The sequence below is a fragment of the Mucilaginibacter sp. P25 genome (assembly GCF_050859465.1).
In the GTDB taxonomy this organism is placed as follows: Bacteria; Bacteroidota; Bacteroidia; order Sphingobacteriales; family Sphingobacteriaceae; genus Mucilaginibacter; species Mucilaginibacter gossypii.
This window is the reverse complement of record NZ_CP193937.1, coordinates 3,030,519-3,049,801: the sequence shown is the minus strand read 5'-3', so window position 1 is coordinate 3,049,801 and position 19,283 is coordinate 3,030,519. Positions and strand designations below refer to the sequence as shown.

The window sequence follows — 19,283 nt, the reverse complement described above, 5'->3', positions numbered from 1 at the left end:
TCCTTTTTCTGTGTTTAAATAATAGTTCGATTTATTTTAATTCAAATTATTTAGCAAATACACCGGGTTTTAGTCCTAATCTGGTTATAACATCCGCGCTTTTATCATACCGCGGGTTAGCATATAACATAATAACCTCGCTGTTTTTATCAAAAATCATATCCAGGTTATCGCCTTCGGCAATTGCTTGTACAGCTTTAGACACCCTATCCTGAATTGGTTTAATCAGCGCTGTGCTTCTTTGTGAAAGCTCACCATCCGGACCAAACTTCTGGCGTTGAAAATCTTTCGCGGCCTTTTCTTTGTCAACAATTTCGGCCTCACGGCGTTTTTTCATATCAGGGGTCATCAGCACCTGATCGGCCTGATAAGCTTTATACAGGCGGTCGATTTCCTGAAAACGGCCGTCAACTTCCTTCTGCCACTGATCAGATAATGCAGCTAATTGCTTTTGAGATGAGGCATACTCGGGCATGTGCTTTAATATATACTCCGAATCAACATAAGCAAAACGTTGCGCGTAAGCGCCTGCAAAAGCAGTTAACGTTAAAAAGGCTACTAAAATTATCTTCTTCATATATTCGGTACGCAAATTAATTAAATCCGCCGGATAAACTCTGAGAAATTGTAAAATGGAACTGGCCTTTATTTGCATCCGGTTGCCCCGGTATTTTATCAAAGCCATAACCATAATCTAACCCCAGTAAGCCAAATATAGGCAAAAATATCCTTGCGCCCACACCTACCGAACGCCTTACATTAAACGGATTAAACTGGCTAAACTGGTTCCACGCGTTACCGCCTTCGGCAAAGGCCAGCAAGAAAATTGTTGCCGACTGGCTTGCAATAACCGGGTGGCGAAGCTCCAGCGTGTATTTATTATAAATAGCGCTACCGGTGTTTGTATTTTGAGTTTCGTTTGAGCCCTCGGGTACAATCGAGAAGTTTTGGTAACCACGTAAGCCGATGATCTCACTACCCTGTAAAAACTGGTAGCTCTGCATACCGTCGCCACCTAATTTAAAGCGTTCAAACGGTGATGGGCCAACCTGGTGATTGTACTGGCCAAGGAAACCAAACCTAACCTGCGACATCAATACAAATTTGCCTACCAGTTTCGAGAACCACTGTGCATCGTATTTAAACTTATAGTACTCAACAAAATGGTAACGATCTTCGGGGGTGGCTATTTTATAATTGATGTTATTAAATAATGAGTAAGGCGGTGTAGCCTGTATCGTAAATTTAATATTTGAACCCTGGGTTGGGAAAATAGGCGCATCTATTGAGTTACGTGTCAACTCCTGGGTTAACTTAATGTTATAAGAGGTACCGTTGGTAAACAGGTAACCGGTATAGTTGTCAAGGCTGTAATGATCAAAGTTAAGTGAGTAGTTTAACTGGAAATAGTTATCAGGCCATTTTAAACGTTTACCCAATGTAACGCCCAAACCGTTAATACGCAATTTGTTATAGTATGGGCTTGTTTTTGGATAATACTGCCCTGTTGAACTTCCCTGTGTATAAGCAGACAATGCAAAGTAAATTGGTTTTTTTCCACCTAACCATGGCTCGGAGAATGTGAACGAGAAGTTTTGATAGGTACGGCCGCTCGACTGCCCCCTTAAGCTCAGTTTCTGACCATCGCCTTTTGGCAGTGGCTTGTAAGCTTTAAGGTGGAAGATATTACGGATAGAGAAGTTATTAAAGGTTAAACCCAATGTGCCTACCAACTGGCCACCACCAAAACCACCTGAAAGCTCGATCTGGTCTGAAGGTTTTTCAACTACGTTATAAACCAAGTCAACCGTACCATCCTGCGGATTGATGTTGGTTGGTTTAGGTTCGGTTTTTTGCTCGTCGAAGTTGCCCAGCTGGCCAATTTCACGCGCACTGCGGATCAGCAGGTCTTTATTGAATTTTTGACCCGGTTTTGTCTGGATCTCACGCATTACCACTTTATCGTTGGTAACGTCGTTACCTTTTAACATAACGCGGTTAATCGTATACTGAGGGCCTTCATAAATCCTCACATCAACATCTACAGTATCGTTATAAACCCTTGTTTGTACCGGATCGGCATTAAAGGTTAAATAGCCATCATTAAGGTAAAGCGATGAAATATCATCGTTACCCGGAGTCGGGCCGCTTAAACGCTTGTTCAGCTCATCTTCGCTAAATACGTCACCTTTTTTAACGTGAAGGATCCTGTTTAACAAATCGGTGGTATACTTGGCATTACCCGAAAACTTAACATTACCGAAGTAATATTTAGGGCCTTCATATACTTTCAGCTTTACGTTTACGGTTTCATCGTCATGTTTCCATACAGAATCGCTCAGGATCTCGGCATCACGGTATCCCCTGGCCTGCATTTTTTCAACCAGGTTTTGTTTATCCTCTTCGTATTTGTCCTGTTTAAATTTCTTTGAGCCAAACAGGTTATACCATTTACGTTTACGGGTTTTACTTAGAAAACCACGCAGGGTTCCGGTGCTAAATGCCTTGTTGCCCTCAAAAATAACATCGTTGATTTTAACCTTGGTCTTTTTATCAATGGCAACATCCAGTATAACGCTGTTAACATCACCCTGGTCTTTACGCTGGGTAATGGTAACGGTAGTGTTTAAGAAACCTTTCTCGTTAAAATGCTTTTTTATGATAGCAGTTGTTGTGCTGATGAGGTTTTCATTTACGATCTTGCCTACACGGTCGTTCAATTTTTTCTGAACATCTTCAATTTCGCCTTTGCGAATACCGGTTAAGTGCATGCGTGATAAACGCGGACGCTCCAACACGGCAATCTCCAGGTAAATGGTATCCATATTAATTTTGGTGATGTTTAATTGCACATCATCAAATAAGCCTTGTTGATATAAGGTTTTAATTACCTCGGCATTACGTTCGCCCGGCAGGTTGATACGATCGCCTTTGGTTAATTTGGATAGCTGGATCAGGATGTCTTTATCAAGATATTTTGCGCCACTAACAGAAATACCACCAATAATATAATCTTTAGGATTAAGATAACTTAAACTATCAGCAGGTATCGATTTTGTAAGCGAAGGCCTCGGCCCATTGGATATCTGGGCGAAAGCCGTAGTAGCCAAAACCGAGAAAAGAATAGCAAAAAGAAATTTATACATTCGAATATTTTAGTGGGCTAAAAATAATTTATACAGTTGTTAAAATTTGTTAAAAGTAAAAATTTAGTTCACCTGCTCACTTGTTAAGCCAAAACGGCGCTCACGTTTCTGAAAATCAATCACTGCTTCATACAGGTCTTCTTTCCTGAAATCGGGCCATAATTTGGTTGTAAAATACAACTCGGCGTAAGCAATTTGCCATAATAAATAATTACTTATACGGTATTCACCGCTGGTTCTGATCAGCAGTTCGGGGTTTGGCATATCGCCTGTAAAAAGGTTTTGTTCAAAAACCTCTTCATTAATATCTTCCGCATTCAACTCGCCGTTTTTTACCTTTATGGCTATATTTTTTGCAGCCCGTACAATTTCGCGGCGCGAGCTATAGCTTAAAGCCAGCGTAAGCACAACACCGGTATTGCCTGCTGTTGTTTCAATAGCATTATTAAGTTCACGAAGGCATTTTTCGGGCAGTGTGTCCAGATCGCCAATGGCATTTAGCCTGATGTTGTTTTTCATAAAGCCGGGAACCTCTTTATGAATAGTGGTTACCATTAACTCCATAATAGCCATAACCTCCAGCTTGGGGCGGTTCCAGTTTTCGGACGAAAATGTATATAAGGTGATATATTTAATACCCAATTTATCGGCCCCCTCAACAACATCCCTAACAGATGTTACACCGTTGTGATGGCCAAATATCCTTAATTTGCCTTTCCCTTTCGCCCAGCGCCCGTTGCCATCCATAATAATAGCTACGTGCTGTGGTAGTCTCGACAAATCAATCTGATCCAAATAATCCATATTACTCCTTATCAAAAGCCACCCTGTACAAACACACTTGTGTAAAATTTTTCATCAATACTATGGTCTGCGATATTCGGTTGTTAGATTAATCAATTATTAATTACCTGCATCCGCCGTTTTGCCACGCAAATTGACGGATTTTTCAGGGTACAAAGGTAAAACTTACTTTGTATTTTTTTAGTATCCCTCGCTAAAAGAAAATGTTATTGCGAATAATATATTAAAACTGCCTAAACAGCTATCAAAACCATGATTTTTCATAATTTTTGGTTTAAAGCTCAAAAAAATAAAAAAGCCGGCAGCCATTATCTGCCTGATAATGAAAGCTGCCGACCTCAAAAAACCACCTGTAAATTTGCTTACAATTGCGTTACACTTTTATATTCCTTTTTGTTTAAGCGCGTCAACATCGGCGGGCATAATATCAACTATAGCGTATTGCTGAATGCCGGTAATAGCCAGCTCATCAAGCGTACTCACCAAATTGCTGTATTGCGATTTATCGCTTGGTTTTACCAATACTATCATGCTTTTGCCCGAGCCGTCGTGTACTTTTTTATTGGCTTCGATGATAGCCCTGCGAATGCCATTGGCTGAAAAATCGGTTACCGAAGGTGCAATGATCGGATTTTTAAGCTCGCCCAGAAAATACATGGCCTTATTATTTTTGCCCAAAACAACAGTCAGTGTTCGGCTTGCCGGAACCGGCATTCCGTCGCCGCCGTCATCTGGCATAGCCAAATCCATAGCTTTTGGTTTAGCCAGCGTGGTGGTCATGATAAAAAAGGTAATAAGCAGGAATGCAAGATCGACCATTGCAGTAAGATCAACGCGGGCGTTTATTTTTTTGCGTTTGTGCTTTCCGCCGCCATTTTGGGGAGATGAGTTTAATTCGGCCATGACTTTAAAGATTTTAGGTTAATAATCAGTACAATACTAAATTACAAAATTCAATATAAAAACAGAATTAAATATTATATTTTAAATTTAAAAAGAATTAAATATTGAATTATTATCTAAAGAGACGCAATAAATCCACAACACTTGTTAGGCCTGATGTAATTAGAAGTAGCAGTTTGCTGTTACAAAAGTAAATGAGATTGTAAAGTTAAGGAAGAAGTAGGTATCATGCGATTTAAAGTCGCCGCGCTGAGAACCAACGGTGCCAATATAATTGCCGGTTTTTTCGCCCGAACGATCAGAAAGTAAAGCGCCGGTCGTGGTCATTTTGCTTTTATCGGCATATACACCGCTTACATCATCCAGGTAATCTGTAAATGCATAGCGGTAACCCATATCGGCCATAACTGTAAACTTACCGGATAAATTATACTTGATACCTAAACCATACGGGATTACGACGGTGTTATTGCCATAAGGCTTAGCCTGGCCTTCGGTTTTTAGCTGCCTTAAGCCAACCTCGTGCCCGTTAAAATCCTGTGCACGCGGCGCGTAAGATGTAATACCTATACCTGTAAATATATAAGGGGTGTATTTGTTCTCGTCCGGCATCGGGGATATAGTTCATAAAGTTAAACTCGCCGATAACACTTACCTCCCGCAATTGATCTTTAAAATTGAGGTTACGATCACGAAACTGTTGATAGCCGGACCGATTGTCATAAGCCGATATATTACCAACACCAATATTCAGTTTAGCTGAAAAATAGCCATTAAAATTTCTTTTACCAAAGATACCCGCCGAAACGCCGCTTATTTTAACAGGGTTATTGGGGTTAAGATCACCTATGTACCCCGCACCGCCTATCGATCCGCCTATTTCCCAGGTTTGGGCCTGCAGCTGATAAGTTAAAAACAAGAATATGGCAAAAAGTAAAAATTTAGGCATTAATCAAATTTAGTAATTACGGGCATCAAGGCCCCAAAGCAGTTTATTCCTTAACGTAGTTAAATAGCTTTCATTACTAAGGCGAATTAAATTTAACTGAAAACTGGCTTTTTGAACATGAAACTTAACTGTTTGATCTAAAACTTCCGTCCGCGAATCGCAGGAGATGATATAATTGGCACTGCGGCTTTCCACCTCAAAACAAAGTTTGCTGGTATCAGGGAGCACTATAGGCCGCACGTTGAGATTATGGGGAGATACCGGGGTTACTACTATGCTATTTGATTGCGGAAAAATAATAGGCCCTCCGCAGCTTAATGAATAAGCTGTTGAGCCGGTTGATGTTGAGATGATAATACCATCACCCCAATATGAATTTAAAAACTCATCGTTCAAAAATACATGGGTTATGATCATGGCGGCATCATCACGCTTATGGATGGTTACATCATTAAGGGCAAAATTATTGCTGCCAAAAACATTAGGGTCCGAGTCGACGGTAAGCAATTCACGGCAATCGCAGGTAAATTGTCTGTTCACCACGGCATGAATGGCTGCCGTAATATCACTTTTATTAACACTGGCCAAAAAGCCCAGGCGGCCAAAGTTTATACCGATAACAGGGATCCCCGAATCGCGAATCAAGGTAACCGTATCAAGCAGGGTACCATCGCCTCCAAGCGTTATAAAAATATCAATAAAGCCTTTTAAGGTTTCGGCGGGGCGCAACACTTTATATTGCACTGTGGTTAGTTTATCCTGCAAATATTCGTGGAGTTGCTGGTGTACATAAATATCGACACCATGCTGTGCAAGGTTATCAAAAACCTGCTGTATAAAAGGTAAAACAGATGGCTCATTAAACGGCCTGCCGTAAACTGCTATTTTCATTTTTTAAAAAAGCGAATATCGAACTTTGAAAGTACATTAATGCAGCAAGGCGTAAATAATTAATACCGCATAAATTAAACACTACAATCCACCCATCATACATTTTTCTTATAATGGTAAATTTTGCACTATTGTTTGCTTATATTTCCTAATAAAGCCATTTTAATTGCTTTAACAGATAAATAACTTCAAGGTAAAATAATTAAGTTTAACTATTTTGGCCTACCTTACCAATATTTAAACAACGGTTATTTTATTGATGGATAAAACTTTTACCCAAAAACTATCGGATATACAGTCAATAGCTGATGACCTTCCTTCTGCATTAATAATTCATGAGGTTGAAACGCTGCAGATAGTGTATATGAACAGCGTAGGTCTCGATATACTGGGTACCACACTTGATGAACTGCAGGCCATGGGCCCTGAAACATATCACGTTAAATATTTTAACACCGAAGACAGCAACGAATACGTACCCAAAATTTTGCACCTGATAAAAAGCAAAACACAGGAGCAGGTATCCTATTTTCAGCAGGTACGTGTACCTGATAACCCCGAATGGCAATTATTTGTGAGCAATACCAAAGTTTTTGCACGCAATGAAGCAGGCGATGCTGCATATTTGTTAACTATTGCCAGCAGGCTTGATCCTGTGCATCATATTACCACCAAGGTAAACAGGCTTATGCATGAGATCGCTTTTTTACGCCATAATAACCTGTTATTTTTAACGCTCACGCGGCGCGAAAAAGAGATTCTGAAATATATTGCCATGGGTATGAGCTCGGCCGAGATCAGCGCGAAGCTGTTCATTGCCCCGGCTACTGCCGAAACGCACCGTAAAAACATCAAAAACAAACTGCACCTGAAAAATAATTATGATGCAGTGATGTTTGCGCAGGCTTATAATTTGGTCTGAAATCATAATAAGTCGGAAGTTCCGGGTCTTAAGTCAGTAGTTTAAATTGTCCGAAAGTCATACATAGCGGACTCAATACTTCGGACTAATGATTTAAGACTTCGGACTTAATACTACAAATTAAGGTAATTCATGAGCGAATCATACCTGTCGCGGGTGGTATCGTTGATATCGGTATGATTAAAGGTAGCTTTGATATCATACTCATACCGAAGGAAGCTGGCAGTTATGGCCGAAATATCCTGCTTGTTAACCTTAAGGGTAACTTCCATCCGGGTTGAATCGGGAAAGGACTGAACATAGGAGCTCAGGACCTGCGCGTTGTCTGACTCAACTATCTGCGCCATGTGCGCAAGCGAATTATTTTTATTATTGATCTCCAGCACAATAATGCCTCCCGGTTGCGATACTGAAGTTATTTTTGCGAAATATTCTGTAATGGCGTTAATAGATATCAACCCAAGATAGTTGCTTTTTGCATCAAGCACCGGTACAATGGTAAGCTGCTGCTCATAAAACAGGCGGATAACATCATAAATATGCTGATCCTCCAGCACGTAGGGATTAACCAACGAAAGGGCCAGCGCACCTATGGGTGTTTGATAATCACTTTCGGCTATCAGGTCATCCTCGGCAAGCAAACCTAAAAACTGCTCTTCATTTACAATAGGCAAATGCCTGAGGCGAAACTCAATCATACGGTCAAGCACTTTCTGAATGGTATCAGAAGTGTGTACCGGCGGTATCGAGTCAGCTATCAGGTCAAGTGCTATCATCTATGCATTTACTTTGGTCTCTAATTTAGCTAAAAACTGTTTAAGTAAAGTATTAAATTCTTCCGGGTGTTCCATCATAGGTGCATGGCCGCATTTATCAATCCAATGAAGTTCCGAATCGGGCAGCAGCTCATGAAATTCAACAGCTACCTCGGGCGGGGTGATCTTATCATTACGGCCCCATATCAAAGATACCGGGATAGTAATCTTATGCAGATCTTTTTTCATATTATGCCTGATGGCAGATTTTGCCATGGCCAGCAAGCGGATCACCTTATGCCTGTCGTTAATGGTCTGAAAAACATCAAGCACCAACTCATCGGTGGCAATAGCCGGATCGTAAAATGTAAATTGCACTTTTTCGCGTACAAAATCAATACTCTCCCTGCGCGGAAAAGAGCCGCCGAAAGCATTTTCATATAAGCCCGAGCTACCAGTTAAAACAAGAGCCTTGATGTTTTCGGGATGCGTGGTTAAATAAACTAATGCCACATGCCCACCAAGCGAGTTACCCAATAAGGTAATATTGCTAAGCTTTTTAAACTTTATAAACTTATGTACAAATTTCGATAAACTTTTTACCCCGGTACTAATCAGCGGCATGTCATAAACAGGCAGCATGGGGATAATAACCCTGTACTTTGATTTAAACTCATTAATAACACCATCCCAATTGCTCAACGCCCCCATTAAACCATGCAGCAGTAACAGCACCTCTCCTTCGCCCTCATCGATGTAACTAAAACCGTGTTCCTCTTTAAGCACGAACTCCATATAAAATATTAAAAATTAATTTTTCAAACTTATCTTATACCAAAATCGCTTTCAGCACAAATTCCTGTTATTCCGCTGTAAAATTAGTTTATTACGAACGACATTTAGCAAGTATAGTAATTATTTACCAATGTAGTAATGTTAAGCTTCTATTAATAAGATTAACATTAACACAACATTGCACAAAAAAACGCTGTACTATTAAATGGTAAAAACTTAACCTAATAACTGTTTAACCACCTCTGATATAGTTTTACCATCGGCCTTGCCTGCAAGCTCTTTACTGGCCATACCCATTACGCGGCCCATATCTTTTACGGATGTAGCGCCTATCCTGCCAATAAGCTCTTCAAGGTAGCCTTCAATTTCAAACTTGCTCATTTGTTGCGGAAGGTATTCTTCAATAACCAGCATTTCGGCTATTTCCACCTGGTACAGGTCGTCGCGGTTTTGCTCCTTATAAATATCGGCCGATTCCTTACGCTGTTTTACCAGCTTTTGCAATACTTTAATTTCAGCATCCTCGGTTAGTTCATCTGCAGCACCTTTTTCGGTTTTCGCCAAAAGCAATGCCGATTTGATGGCACGCAACCCCTGTAAACGATCTGCCTGCTTGGCAAGCATGGCCAGTTTAATGTCCTGGTCTATTTGTGTAATTAATGACATATCTTTAATTAGTGAATTAATGAATTTTGATGTGCAAATTTCAGATATGCAAATATGCAGATTATTGAGTTTCCCATTTTCAAATCCCCAAATTGGCAAATTATCAAATTAAAAATCTGCACATCTGAAATTTGCACATCTGCACATCCACTACCCTCTGAATATCGTACCTGCGTTGGCTTGTGCTGTAGGCATGATAACCAGGTCGTTAATGTTAACATGTGCCGGTCGTGATGCAATGAACCAGATGGTTTCGGCCACATCTTCGGCCACCAATGGTTTAAAACCATCATAAACTTTTTTGGCCCTTTCCTTATCACCCTTAAAGCGCACCTCCGAAAACTCGGTTTCCACAGCTCCCGGGTGTATCGCCGTTACCTTAATACCGTGGGGTAAAAGGTCAATCCGCATACCTTTATTTAAAGCATCAACTGCATGTTTGGTAGCGCAATATACATTTCCGTTGGCATAAACTTCCTTACCGGCAATCGAGCCAAGATTTATAATGTGCCCCTTACCATTTTCTATCATCCAGTTTGATACCACCCGGCTTACATACAGCAGGCCCTTGATATTGGTATCAATCATGGTTTCCCAATCATCAATACTGCCTTTTTGAATAGGATCAAGCCCCTGGCTTAAACCGGCGTTGTTAACCAATACCGTCACTTTCCTCCATTGGGCCGGCAAAGCTTCCAGGTTGTTAATGGTATCTTCGCGGTTACGCACATCAAATGACGAAACCGCAACTTCTACGTTATACTTATCATTCAGGTGTTTGGCCAGTTTCTCTAACCTATCTAACCGGCGACCGGTTAATACCAGGTCATAGCCTTCGCGGGCAAAAACGTGTGCACATGCCTCGCCAATGCCGGCGGTAGCTCCTGTAATTAAGGCAATCTTACTCATAGATATTGATAACTATAAACAGCGAAAATATGTTTTTTACTTTAAAATATTGTCGGTTGGGAGTAAGGATGTTTTTTGAAAGGGAGGATTTTACCCACCCCAATATCGGGTTGAAAACGCAAGTCTATTTTAAGCTCTCATTATAAATGAGAGCGAGATTTAGGAAAATTACATTCTACTCAAAAATCAAACTAAACATAATGGTATGTAAGCCCAACCTGCTGAGGGGCGCCGAATAAGGGTTATACTCGCGCATCAGTACGTTGCCTAATGAATTGGAAATCTTAATCTCGGGCGAAAGCTTAAAAAATTCAAAATAAATATCACAACCCACGCCCGCCTCATACGAGGCAAAGCCACCTACGTTTTTAACCAGCTTCTCTGAAAGGTCAAGATTGGCATCCGCGTTTTTCTTAGAGCCTATGGCCTGGGTATATTTCAGGCCGCCTACAACATAAGCCCTGAAATCGCCCAACCTGTCTGATTTTAATTTCAATTGCAGGGGAATGTCAACCGAAGTGGTTTGTATTTTTTTATCCACATCTTCCGACGGATCGACATAAGAATAATGCAAAGCCCTGTCGGCAAAAATCAATGACGGTGTGGTGCGTACCTCAAGGTGCTCAGTGATCCTGTACCGGGTCAAAAACCTACTCCGAAAGCCGGTGAACTTTTTGAGCTGATGCTGTTAAGCGGCCCTTTAACCTGCACACCGTTCTCATCTAAAAACGCGTTGCGAAAATTGGGCTGGTTAACAATTTTAAAATCGGTGCTTACGTAAGTAAAACTGAAACCAAAGCTCAGATCCTGCTGATCGGCGCCGCCACCCCATGCCGGTACATGCTGCGCAAACAATAAATTGCTGCTAAAAATAAGTACAACTACAAGCAGGTAACGGTTTATAATCATTTAATACCGGTGTATATTGAACAGATACCAAACGTTAAAGGCCTGCATTTGGTATTCTTAAAGCCTACTTTATCCATCAAACCCACAAAAGCCTGACCATCCGAAAAAGCAGCTACCGACTCCGGTAAATAGCTGTATGCTCTTGCATCTTTGCTGAACAATTTACCAATACCCGGGGTAATATAGCTGAAGTAAAAATTATATAACTGCTTTACCGGAAATACTTTAGGCTTTGAAAACTCAAGCACCACCACCTTTCCTCCGGGTTTTAGCACCCGAATTATATCAGCAAGGCCTTTTTCCAGGTTTTCAAAATTACGTACACCGTAGGCAACCGTAACAGCGTCAAACTCCGCGCCCTCAAACGGCAGTTTTTCCGAATCGCCCAGTTTTACAGCAAATTTATCGCTCAAACCCCGTTTCGCTATTTTTTGCTCCGCGATGTCAAGCATCCCCCTTGAAATATCAACACCAATAATTTTTTCAGGTTTCAGGATAGATAAAGCCTCAAAAGCAAAATCGCCGGTGCCGGTAGCAACGTCCAGTATCAGCTTTGGTTTATCCTTTTTTAATTCGTTGATGGCTTTTTTACGCCAAATGATGTCAATACCAAGTGACAGGAAATGGTTAAGGAAATCATAGGTTTTTGATATATTGTTGAACATATCTGCTACCTGTTCTTTTTTGGTAGCCTGCTCGTCATGGTACGGTGTTATGGTTTTGCTCATCGCAGCAAAGATAATGATTGTATAGTGAATGCTTTAATATTAAGAAAGCTGAAAGTGAATACTGAAACAGGGCTGACAAGTTAACTCATCCCTACTTCGCTGCGCCCGTCACTCCTCTCTGCTTCGCAAAGCGGGGTTTTCGTTCTTCAGCTAAGTGTAGACCAGCTTAGTTGCCTATGCTCCTCGCTGTTACTAAATCGATATTAAGTTGCGCTAATTATGTAAATGTTAAGTCAATTCACTATTTTTAGAAACCAATTTCGGCCGGTAGTCCCGGCAAATCACATTTAAAATTTGTTTCCTTATCCTTATGAAAGACGAACAAGAACCCTCGCGCCGCAGTTTTATTAAAAAACTAACCACAGCAACCGCGGCCGTAGCTGCCGGATCGGGCCTTTTAGCCAGCCAAAGCCAGGCCAAATCTTTTTCCATCCAAAAACGCCTCATCGGCAACAGCCCTAACGACCAGGTAAACATCGCCCTCATTGGCGCCGGTGGTATGGGTACCCAGGACACCATCACCGCCCTGCAGGTGCCCGGTGTTAAACTGGTAGCCGTATGCGATTTGTATGACGGTCGCTTAAAAGATGCCAAGACCCGCTGGGGAGCCGACATTTTTACTACCCGGGTTTACAAAGAGATCCTGAACCGTAAAGACATTGACGCCGTAATCATTGCTACACCCGATCACTGGCACCAGCAAATTTCTGTTGATGCGATGCACGCCGGTAAACATGTGTATTGCGAAAAACCGATGGTTCATGCCATTACCGAAGGGCCGGCGGTGATCAAATCGCAAAAAGAAACAGGAATGATATTCCAGGTAGGCAGCCAGGGGGTATCATCATTAGGCAACGAAAAGGCACATGAGCTATTAAAAAGCGGAGCTATTGGCGAATTAAACTACGCCGAAGGTTTCTGGGCCCGCCGCGCGCCGCTTGAGGTTTGGCAATACCCGATCCCTGAAGATGCCTCACCTCAAACTGTTGATTGGGAAACTTATATCAGCAATACCAAAAAGCGTCCGTTTGATGAAAAACGCTTTTTCCGCTGGAGAAATTATACCGACTATGGTACAGGCATGGCGGGCGACCTTTTTGTTCACCTTTTTCAAGCCTGCATTTTATAACCGATTCAGTTGGCCCTAATAAAATTTATGCATCCGGCGGCTTACGTTTCTGGAATGATGGCCGCGAAGTACCTGATGTACTTTTAGGCACTTTTGATTATGGTAAAACACAGGCACACCCGGCCTTTAACCTTTCGTTACGGTGTAACTTTGTGGATGGCACCAGCGGCACAACTTACCTTAAACTGGTGGGCAGCGAAGGCTCAATGGATATAACATGGGATAAAGTGACGCTTAAACGCAATAAAGTGATGGATTCTGATGATCCATTCTATCTTGATAAACTCAAAAAAGCAGGCAGCGGTTATGCCGAACGCAAAAAAATGCTACCGCCCGAAGAAATCACATATGATGCCGAAAAAGGATACAAAGGTGGGCCGTATGATCATATGGTGAACTTTTTTACCGCTATCCGCAATAAAGGCAAGGTAACCGAAGACGCAATTTTTGGCTATCGCGCGGCAGCCCCTGCCCTGTTATGTAACGATAGCTATTATAACAATACGCCCATGTTCTGGGATCCGGAAAAAATGCAGGTTATCAAGAAATAATAGTTCACCGCAAATACCTTATTATGAAACAACAGTTTAAAAAATTGGGTTTGGTACTGGCTGCCGCAGGCTTGGTTTGTGTGCACACTTCAGGCATCCCTGTTAATAATCACAAACCTGCTAAACAAGGCACTCCGGTAAAAGGTGGCTGGGTAAATCTCTTCGATGGCAAAACCCTGAAGGGCTGGCATGGGTTCAACAAAAAGGGTCCGGTAAAAAACTGGACTATTATTGATGGTGCCCTAGTTTGTCTTGGTGCAGCGCAGGGCGATACCGGCGGTGATATAGTAACCGATAAAGCTTACACCAATTTTGAGCTTTCATGGGAATGGAAGATAGAAAAAGGCAGTAACAGCGGTGTAATATACCATGTGGTTGAAGATCCGAAATACCATGGCCCCTATGAAACCGGCCCCGAATACCAGATCATTGACGATACAGGCTGGCCCGAAAAACTGGAAGACTGGCAAAAAACTGGCTGTGATTATGCCATGTACCTGCCAAACGCTTCAAAAAGGTAGCCCCGGTTGGCACCTGGAACACCAGTAAAATTATTTTCAATAACGGACATGTTGAACACTGGCTAAACGGCAAAAAGATTTTAGCTTTTGAAGCCTGGACCAGCGACTGGAAAAGGAAAAAAGCCGAAGGTAAATGGAAAGATTACCCCGACTATGGCAACGCCAAAACCGGGTTGATCGCACTACAGGACCATGGGCATAAAGCTTATTTCAGGAGCATTAAAATAAAGGAATTATAATATTTATAATTTTTTGCTTCGTACCTTCGCGCAACAGTTTTATCTTTATCAAAAAACTCATTGGGGGTACGAAGCAATCCTTAACAGCAGGCAACCATGCAATATCGCCGGCAGAGGACTGCTTCGCCGTTCCGCCTCCCAATGACCGGGAAAGATGAATTATCTTTTTAATCCCCCGTTGAATATATAACCCACAATGAGTTTTTTTGTTTGCTTCTTATCTGTTAATTAGCCAGTTGCAGTAAATTTTCTATATCCAGCCTGCGGGTAAACATGGTCAAATTCCCTTCCTGATCTACAGGCCATTGTTCTTTGGGGCGATCCCAGTAGAGCTCAACCCCGTTTTGATCGGGATCGTTAAGATAGATGGCTTCAGATACACCATGATCAGATGCTCCTGTAATATTGTAACGGGCATCAATCAGCCTTTTAAGTATAATGGCCAGGTCTTTTCTTTCGGGATATAAGATGGCAGTATGGTATAAGCCCGGTGCGTATTCCGGGGCTGGTGAAGCGCCTTTGCTATGCCAGGTATTTAAGCCAATATGATGGTGATAACCACCTGCAGATATAAATGCAGCCTGATCGCCGTACATCACCATTTTTTCAAAGCCTAACAAACCACAGTAAAAATCAAGAGATTTTTGCAGGTCGCTTACTTTTAAGTGTACGTGACCAATGCGGGTTTGGGCGGGTATTTTATAATCGTTCATATAATTACATGTTTAAACATCAAATTTAATTATTATTGCACTACTTTTTGTTTTCCTATTGTAAAACAAGCTTATAAATAAGCAATGGCTATTTACTCCATACTATTACCACAATGAACGCATTAAGTAAAAATACTACCTTTGCAGAATGATCGTAAAATCGGCCGAATTTATTTGCAGCAACAGCCAGGTAAGCAAGTTACCTCCACCAGCTAAAGCGGAGTACGCTTTCATCGGGCGCTCAAATGTGGGCAAATCATCCCTTATTAATACACTAACTGGTAAAAAGGGTCTTGCTAAAACGTCGCAAACTCCCGGCAAAACGCAGCTGATCAATCATTTCCTGATCAACGAAAGCTGGTACATTGTTGATTTACCCGGTTATGGCTATGCCCGCGCATCAAAAACGGAAAAAGCCAAATGGGATAAGTTCATCCATACTTACCTGGACAAGCGCGAAAGCCTGCAATGTGTAATGGTGTTGATAGACAGTCGTCTCGAGCCACAAAAGATCGACATTGAATTTTGCAACTGGCTTGGCGAAAAAGGTCTTTCATTTGTGCTGGTATTCACCAAGGCCGATAAACAATCGAGCATTAAAACCGATCAAACTATTGCCCGGTTTAAAAAAGCCCTGTTGGCTACATTTGATGAAATGCCACAGTTTTTTATCACATCGTCAGAAACACAGCAAGGCCGCGAAGAGATACTTGAGTTTATTGATGCAGTAAATCAAAATTTTGAAGTGCCGCATTATCAGCTACCGCAGGATCGGGATTAATATAACGTTATGGGTTTGGATCTATCACATATTGTGCCCACAGATGCCGGTGAAACGTTTGAATACTTCACTGTGGAAGAATTAAATTCGAACCCGGAATTTGTTAGGCGGTATATTCAAATGTTTAAAGAATATGAAGGAGAAGTCGTTTTATTTTTTAACGAAATAGGCTATCAAAGGAGCGGCATGAATAAAGAGTTTTACAGCGCCTTTGAAAATTGCAAACCATATTTTGATAAAAAATCAGTAGAAAAAGCCATGCTCTATTTAAAACCTAACGATCCATTTGGATTAAATTTCAAAAAAGATTTTGTTGACAATTTTGTAGATGGAGAAAGCGTATTTTATGCCTCTTGGTAATTAAGCTTCCTCATCGAAGTTAGATATTTTTATAAAGTAAAATGAAAAAATACTTATCCTTAGTAACCTTCGCCCATACCATTTTTGCCATGCCGTTTGCATTTATCGGCTTCTTTTTGGCAGTAACTACAACCCAGTATCATTTCGACTGGCTAAAGCTGGTTTTGATGGTTTTATGTATGGTATTTGCCCGTAATTCGGCAATGGCCTTTAACCGCTACCTTGACAGGGATATCGACATTCAAAACCCACGTACCAAACAGCGCGATATCCCAGCCGGCCGGATCAGCCCAAAAGCTGCTTTAACATTTGTTATTATCAACTGCCTGCTGTTTATTACAGCTACCTGGTTCATCAACAGGCTTTGTTTCTTTTTATCGCCGGTAGCTTTATTTGTGGTAATGGGCTACAGCGCAACCAAACGTTTTACCGCGCTCTGCCATTTGGTATTGGGATTGGGCTTATCGCTTGCTCCTATCGGCGCTTACTTAGTGGTTACCGGTCAGTTTGCCCTTACACCTATATTCTTTTCACTATCCGTACTTTGCTGGGTAAGCGGCTTTGATATTATTTACGCCCTGCAGGATGAAGATTTTGACCGAAGCCAAAACCTGCACTCTATGCCGGCGTACTTAGGTAAAGTGAACGCCTTAAGACTATCTACCTTTTTACATGTGCTTTCGGCCGTTTTCATTATGATGCCGGCATTTGAAACTCAGGTAGGCTTCCTGTACTACATTGGTATCGCGTTTTTTTGCGCCATGCTTGTTTACCAGCACCTGCTTGTAAAACCAAACGACCTGAGCCGCGTTAACTTTGCTTTTATGACTACCAATGGCATTGCCAGCGTAGTATTTGCTGTATTGTTTTTGCTCGACAGGATATGGATTCACTAACCGCCCTCCAAAAGTTTCGGCAGTATTTTGAAAGATATGTTCCGCTTACTGATGAAGAGTGGCAGGCTTTATCGCAATACCTAACGGTAGATGCCTTAAAAAAGAAAAGGTTTTATGTAGAGGCCGGTAAAGTATGCGATCATATCGGCCTGGTGGTAAAAGGATCCGTACGCTATTATCATGTTAAAGACGGCGAGGAAATAACAGGCTATTTCAGCTTTGAAGATGAGATGTTAAGCTCATACAAAAGTTTCCTCACCCGCACCCCGGCTGCAAACTATATCCAGGCACTTGAAGATTCGGTAATCGTAAATTTAAGCCACAAAAACTTACAACAAGCGTGCATGAATGAGCTTCTTGGTTTTAAGATGGAACGTTTTGGGAGATTAACAGCCGAACACTATCTCATCTGTTACGAAAAACGTATTACTTCCTTTATCATTCAATCGCCCGAAGAACGTTATGCCGATCTTTTACAAACAGGTGGCGAAACCTTGTACCGCATCCCCCAGCATTATATTGCCAACTATTTAGGGATCACTCCGGTTTCGCTCTCGCGGATCAGGAGAAGGATCATGAAGATAAGCGCTTAAACCTCACCCCAACCCTCTCCAAAGGAGAGGGAGAAAAAGCATACATTTTAAAGTCCTCTCCTTTGGAGAGGATTTAGGAGAGGTGAAATTCCTTATCTTTTGTTAACGTTTTGATTTACAAAGGCGGCCTACCTTTGTAATACACAAAACGAAAAAAGATCATGCATACTATATTAGGAGCCGGCGGTCCGGTAGCAAACATCCTCACCAAAGAATTAATCAACCATAACGAAACCATCCGTTTAGTTAGCCGCAAACCGGTTAACACAAATAATAATGATAAAGTAACCTGGCAAAAAGCCGACCTGCTCAATTACGATGAAGTACTGTCGGCAGCAAAAGGATCGACAGTAATTTATCTCGTTGCCGGCCTGGTTTATGATAAAGACATCTGGCGGGCGCAATGGCCGGTGATCATGCAAAATGTGATCAATGTTACCAAAGCCACCGGTGCCCGTTTAATATTTTTTGATAACGTTTACATGTACGGACTGGTTAACGGCTCCATGACCGAAGATACCCCGTATAAACCCAGCAGCGTTAAAGGCGAAATAAGAGCGGGCATCGCCGAAATGCTCATGAATGAAGTTAAAGCCGGCAATATCAACGCAACCATAGCCCGCGCACCTGATTTTTATGGCGCCCCGGTCAACAGCTTTATTGATATGATGGTGCTGAGCAATTACGCCAAAAAACAAAACGCGCAATGGATAGGCAATCCGGATTGTAAACACAATTTTATTTACGTGCCCGATGCAGGTAAAGCTATGTTTATGCTTGGTCAAAATCCCAATAGCGGCAATCAGATCTGGCACCTCCCTACTCCGCCGGCCATCACCGGTAAACAGTTTTTGGATATTGCCGCCAAGATTTATAAAGTTGAACCAAAATATACACGCGTTAATAAAGTAATGCTGTGGCTGTTCGGTTTATTTAAAAAGGTGGTAATGGGTACAGTGGAGATGTATTACCAGTACGATCACGATTATATTTTCGACAGCAGCAAATTTGAGAAAGCGTTCAACTTTAAACCAACAAGCTACGAGGATGCGATAACTGAGATATCGAAAACGCTTCATAAGTCTTAAGTCAAAAGCCTTTAGTCTTAAGTTTTTTAATTTAT

Annotated in this window: 23 protein-coding genes and 1 pseudogene; 10 read left to right on the top strand and 14 right to left on the bottom strand. The window is 41.6% G+C overall.

The genetic code is table 11. The features are described 5' to 3' along the window. Positions 1-46: 46 nt before the first annotated feature. The 6 genes and pseudogenes from ACRQ5D_RS15685 to ACRQ5D_RS15660 form a co-directional block, all read right to left on the bottom strand. The gene (locus ACRQ5D_RS15685) at positions 47-577 is read right to left on the bottom strand and encodes an OmpH family outer membrane protein (protein WP_090532069.1); all 531 of its coding nucleotides are present in this window, start codon (positions 575-577) and stop codon (positions 47-49) included. 16 nt (positions 578-593) lie between these two features. Next, positions 594-3,146, bottom strand: a complete 2,553-nt coding sequence (gene bamA, locus ACRQ5D_RS15680) for an outer membrane protein assembly factor BamA (protein WP_091172566.1) — start codon at positions 3,144-3,146, stop codon at positions 594-596. A 63-nt stretch (positions 3,147-3,209) separates the two neighbouring features. After that, on the bottom strand, positions 3,210-3,950 hold the full coding sequence (locus ACRQ5D_RS15675; protein ID WP_090531922.1) for an isoprenyl transferase: 741 nt from the start codon (positions 3,948-3,950) through the stop codon (positions 3,210-3,212). Between the two features lie 381 nt (positions 3,951-4,331). Then, entirely contained in the window at positions 4,332-4,853 is a 522-nt protein-coding gene (locus tag ACRQ5D_RS15670) for an ExbD/TolR family protein (RefSeq protein WP_091172568.1), read from the bottom strand. Positions 4,854-5,015: 162 nt separating this feature from the next. Then, positions 5,016-5,802: pseudogene (locus ACRQ5D_RS15665) on the bottom strand (DUF6089 family protein). A gap of 9 nt (positions 5,803-5,811) precedes the next feature. Continuing rightward, positions 5,812-6,693 (bottom strand): NAD kinase, encoded by an 882-nt coding sequence (locus ACRQ5D_RS15660; protein ID WP_091172573.1) that lies wholly within the window; start codon positions 6,691-6,693, stop codon positions 5,812-5,814. 259 nt (positions 6,694-6,952) lie between these two features. Between ACRQ5D_RS15660 and ACRQ5D_RS15655 the strand changes: the two genes are divergently transcribed. Beyond that, positions 6,953-7,615 (top strand): response regulator transcription factor, encoded by a 663-nt coding sequence (locus tag ACRQ5D_RS15655; protein ID WP_091172576.1) that lies wholly within the window; start codon positions 6,953-6,955, stop codon positions 7,613-7,615. A 113-nt stretch (positions 7,616-7,728) separates the two neighbouring features. Here the strand turns inward: ACRQ5D_RS15655 and ACRQ5D_RS15650 are convergent, their stop codons facing one another. The 7 genes from ACRQ5D_RS15650 to ubiE form a co-directional block, all read right to left on the bottom strand. Then, complete coding sequence (locus tag ACRQ5D_RS15650) at positions 7,729-8,391, bottom strand: CBS domain-containing protein (protein WP_091172579.1); 663 nt, start codon at positions 8,389-8,391, stop codon at positions 7,729-7,731. Continuing rightward, entirely contained in the window at positions 8,392-9,165 is a 774-nt protein-coding gene (locus tag ACRQ5D_RS15645) for an alpha/beta fold hydrolase (RefSeq protein ID WP_091172581.1), read from the bottom strand. A gap of 216 nt (positions 9,166-9,381) precedes the next feature. Then, positions 9,382-9,831, bottom strand: coding sequence for a GatB/YqeY domain-containing protein (locus ACRQ5D_RS15640; RefSeq protein WP_091172583.1), 450 nt, complete (start codon positions 9,829-9,831; stop codon positions 9,382-9,384). A 150-nt stretch (positions 9,832-9,981) separates the two neighbouring features. Beyond that, positions 9,982-10,740 (bottom strand): SDR family oxidoreductase, encoded by a 759-nt coding sequence (locus ACRQ5D_RS15635; RefSeq protein WP_091172585.1) that lies wholly within the window; start codon positions 10,738-10,740, stop codon positions 9,982-9,984. Between the two features lie 175 nt (positions 10,741-10,915). Beyond that, positions 10,916-11,386, bottom strand: a complete 471-nt coding sequence (locus tag ACRQ5D_RS15630) for an outer membrane beta-barrel protein (RefSeq protein ID WP_432329468.1) — start codon at positions 11,384-11,386, stop codon at positions 10,916-10,918. Continuing rightward, complete coding sequence (locus tag ACRQ5D_RS15625; RefSeq protein ID WP_432329466.1) at positions 11,383-11,649, bottom strand: hypothetical protein; 267 nt, start codon at positions 11,647-11,649, stop codon at positions 11,383-11,385. The genes ACRQ5D_RS15630 and ACRQ5D_RS15625 overlap by 4 nt, the downstream gene beginning before the upstream one ends. Beyond that, positions 11,646-12,377, bottom strand: a complete 732-nt coding sequence (gene ubiE / locus ACRQ5D_RS15620) for a bifunctional demethylmenaquinone methyltransferase/2-methoxy-6-polyprenyl-1,4-benzoquinol methylase UbiE (RefSeq protein ID WP_091172589.1) — start codon at positions 12,375-12,377, stop codon at positions 11,646-11,648. Before ubiE ends, ACRQ5D_RS15625 begins: the two co-directional genes overlap by 4 nt. Before the next feature lie 310 nt (positions 12,378-12,687). On the opposite strand from ubiE, the gene ACRQ5D_RS15615 reads away from it, so the two are divergent. The 4 genes from ACRQ5D_RS15615 to ACRQ5D_RS15600 all read left to right on the top strand — a co-directional run bounded on the left by ACRQ5D_RS15615 (position 12,688) and on the right by ACRQ5D_RS15600 (position 14,817). Beyond that, positions 12,688-13,506 (top strand): Gfo/Idh/MocA family protein, encoded by an 819-nt coding sequence (locus ACRQ5D_RS15615; RefSeq protein WP_431199952.1) that lies wholly within the window; start codon positions 12,688-12,690, stop codon positions 13,504-13,506. A gap of 152 nt (positions 13,507-13,658) precedes the next feature. Continuing rightward, on the top strand, positions 13,659-14,057 hold the full coding sequence (locus ACRQ5D_RS15610; RefSeq protein ID WP_431199951.1) for a hypothetical protein: 399 nt from the start codon (positions 13,659-13,661) through the stop codon (positions 14,055-14,057). A 23-nt stretch (positions 14,058-14,080) separates the two neighbouring features. Beyond that, positions 14,081-14,578 carry a 3-keto-disaccharide hydrolase gene (locus ACRQ5D_RS15605; protein ID WP_431199950.1) on the top strand — a complete coding sequence of 166 codons (498 nt, stop codon included), beginning with the start codon at positions 14,081-14,083 and terminating at the stop codon, positions 14,576-14,578. Positions 14,579-14,607: 29 nt separating this feature from the next. After that, a complete protein-coding gene (locus tag ACRQ5D_RS15600; RefSeq protein WP_431200794.1) occupies positions 14,608-14,817 on the top strand; it encodes a family 16 glycoside hydrolase in 210 nt (69 codons plus the stop codon). 224 nt (positions 14,818-15,041) lie between these two features. Here the strand turns inward: ACRQ5D_RS15600 and ACRQ5D_RS15595 are convergent, their stop codons facing one another. Continuing rightward, positions 15,042-15,530, bottom strand: coding sequence for a VOC family protein (locus tag ACRQ5D_RS15595; protein ID WP_091172596.1), 489 nt, complete (start codon positions 15,528-15,530; stop codon positions 15,042-15,044). A 148-nt stretch (positions 15,531-15,678) separates the two neighbouring features. Between ACRQ5D_RS15595 and yihA the strand changes: the two genes are divergently transcribed. The 5 genes from yihA (at position 15,679) to ACRQ5D_RS15570 (ending at position 19,248) form a co-directional block, all read left to right on the top strand. Further along, a complete protein-coding gene (yihA, locus tag ACRQ5D_RS15590; RefSeq protein ID WP_091172598.1) occupies positions 15,679-16,311 on the top strand; it encodes a ribosome biogenesis GTP-binding protein YihA/YsxC in 633 nt (210 codons plus the stop codon). Between the two features lie 9 nt (positions 16,312-16,320). Beyond that, positions 16,321-16,671, top strand: coding sequence for a hypothetical protein (locus tag ACRQ5D_RS15585; protein WP_091172600.1), 351 nt, complete (start codon positions 16,321-16,323; stop codon positions 16,669-16,671). Between the two features lie 41 nt (positions 16,672-16,712). After that, the gene (locus ACRQ5D_RS15580; protein ID WP_091172602.1) at positions 16,713-17,567 is read left to right on the top strand and encodes a UbiA-like polyprenyltransferase; all 855 of its coding nucleotides are present in this window, start codon (positions 16,713-16,715) and stop codon (positions 17,565-17,567) included. Beyond that, positions 17,555-18,160, top strand: a complete 606-nt coding sequence (locus ACRQ5D_RS15575) for a Crp/Fnr family transcriptional regulator (protein ID WP_091172604.1) — start codon at positions 17,555-17,557, stop codon at positions 18,158-18,160. The genes ACRQ5D_RS15580 and ACRQ5D_RS15575 overlap by 13 nt, the downstream gene beginning before the upstream one ends. Positions 18,161-18,321: 161 nt before the next feature. Continuing rightward, positions 18,322-19,248, top strand: a complete 927-nt coding sequence (locus ACRQ5D_RS15570; protein WP_091172607.1) for an NAD-dependent epimerase/dehydratase family protein — start codon at positions 18,322-18,324, stop codon at positions 19,246-19,248. Positions 19,249-19,283 lie beyond the last annotated feature (35 nt).

Coding starts and splice junctions, on each gene's coding strand:
- yihA (WP_091172598.1), top strand. CDS start 15,679: ATGATCGTAAAATCGGCCGAATTTATTTGCAGCAACAGCCAGGTAAGC.
- ACRQ5D_RS15660 (WP_091172573.1), bottom strand. CDS start 6,693: ATGAAAATAGCAGTTTACGGCAGGCCGTTTAATGAGCCATCTGTTTTA.
- ACRQ5D_RS15645 (WP_091172581.1), bottom strand. CDS start 9,165: ATGGAGTTCGTGCTTAAAGAGGAACACGGTTTTAGTTACATCGATGAG.
- ACRQ5D_RS15570 (WP_091172607.1), top strand. CDS start 18,322: ATGCATACTATATTAGGAGCCGGCGGTCCGGTAGCAAACATCCTCACC.
- ACRQ5D_RS15685 (WP_090532069.1), bottom strand. CDS start 577: ATGAAGAAGATAATTTTAGTAGCCTTTTTAACGTTAACTGCTTTTGCA.
- ACRQ5D_RS15605 (WP_431199950.1), top strand. CDS start 14,081: ATGAAACAACAGTTTAAAAAATTGGGTTTGGTACTGGCTGCCGCAGGC.
- ACRQ5D_RS15615 (WP_431199952.1), top strand. CDS start 12,688: ATGAAAGACGAACAAGAACCCTCGCGCCGCAGTTTTATTAAAAAACTA.
- ACRQ5D_RS15575 (WP_091172604.1), top strand. CDS start 17,555: ATGGATTCACTAACCGCCCTCCAAAAGTTTCGGCAGTATTTTGAAAGA.
- ACRQ5D_RS15585 (WP_091172600.1), top strand. CDS start 16,321: ATGGGTTTGGATCTATCACATATTGTGCCCACAGATGCCGGTGAAACG.
- ACRQ5D_RS15640 (WP_091172583.1), bottom strand. CDS start 9,831: ATGTCATTAATTACACAAATAGACCAGGACATTAAACTGGCCATGCTT.
- ACRQ5D_RS15670 (WP_091172568.1), bottom strand. CDS start 4,853: ATGGCCGAATTAAACTCATCTCCCCAAAATGGCGGCGGAAAGCACAAA.
- ACRQ5D_RS15625 (WP_432329466.1), bottom strand. CDS start 11,649: ATGATTATAAACCGTTACCTGCTTGTAGTTGTACTTATTTTTAGCAGC.
- ACRQ5D_RS15595 (WP_091172596.1), bottom strand. CDS start 15,530: ATGAACGATTATAAAATACCCGCCCAAACCCGCATTGGTCACGTACAC.
- ACRQ5D_RS15675 (WP_090531922.1), bottom strand. CDS start 3,950: ATGGATTATTTGGATCAGATTGATTTGTCGAGACTACCACAGCACGTA.
- ACRQ5D_RS15650 (WP_091172579.1), bottom strand. CDS start 8,391: ATGATAGCACTTGACCTGATAGCTGACTCGATACCGCCGGTACACACT.
- ACRQ5D_RS15580 (WP_091172602.1), top strand. CDS start 16,713: ATGAAAAAATACTTATCCTTAGTAACCTTCGCCCATACCATTTTTGCC.
- bamA (WP_091172566.1), bottom strand. CDS start 3,146: ATGTATAAATTTCTTTTTGCTATTCTTTTCTCGGTTTTGGCTACTACG.
- ACRQ5D_RS15655 (WP_091172576.1), top strand. CDS start 6,953: ATGGATAAAACTTTTACCCAAAAACTATCGGATATACAGTCAATAGCT.
- ubiE (WP_091172589.1), bottom strand. CDS start 12,377: ATGAGCAAAACCATAACACCGTACCATGACGAGCAGGCTACCAAAAAA.
- ACRQ5D_RS15635 (WP_091172585.1), bottom strand. CDS start 10,740: ATGAGTAAGATTGCCTTAATTACAGGAGCTACCGCCGGCATTGGCGAG.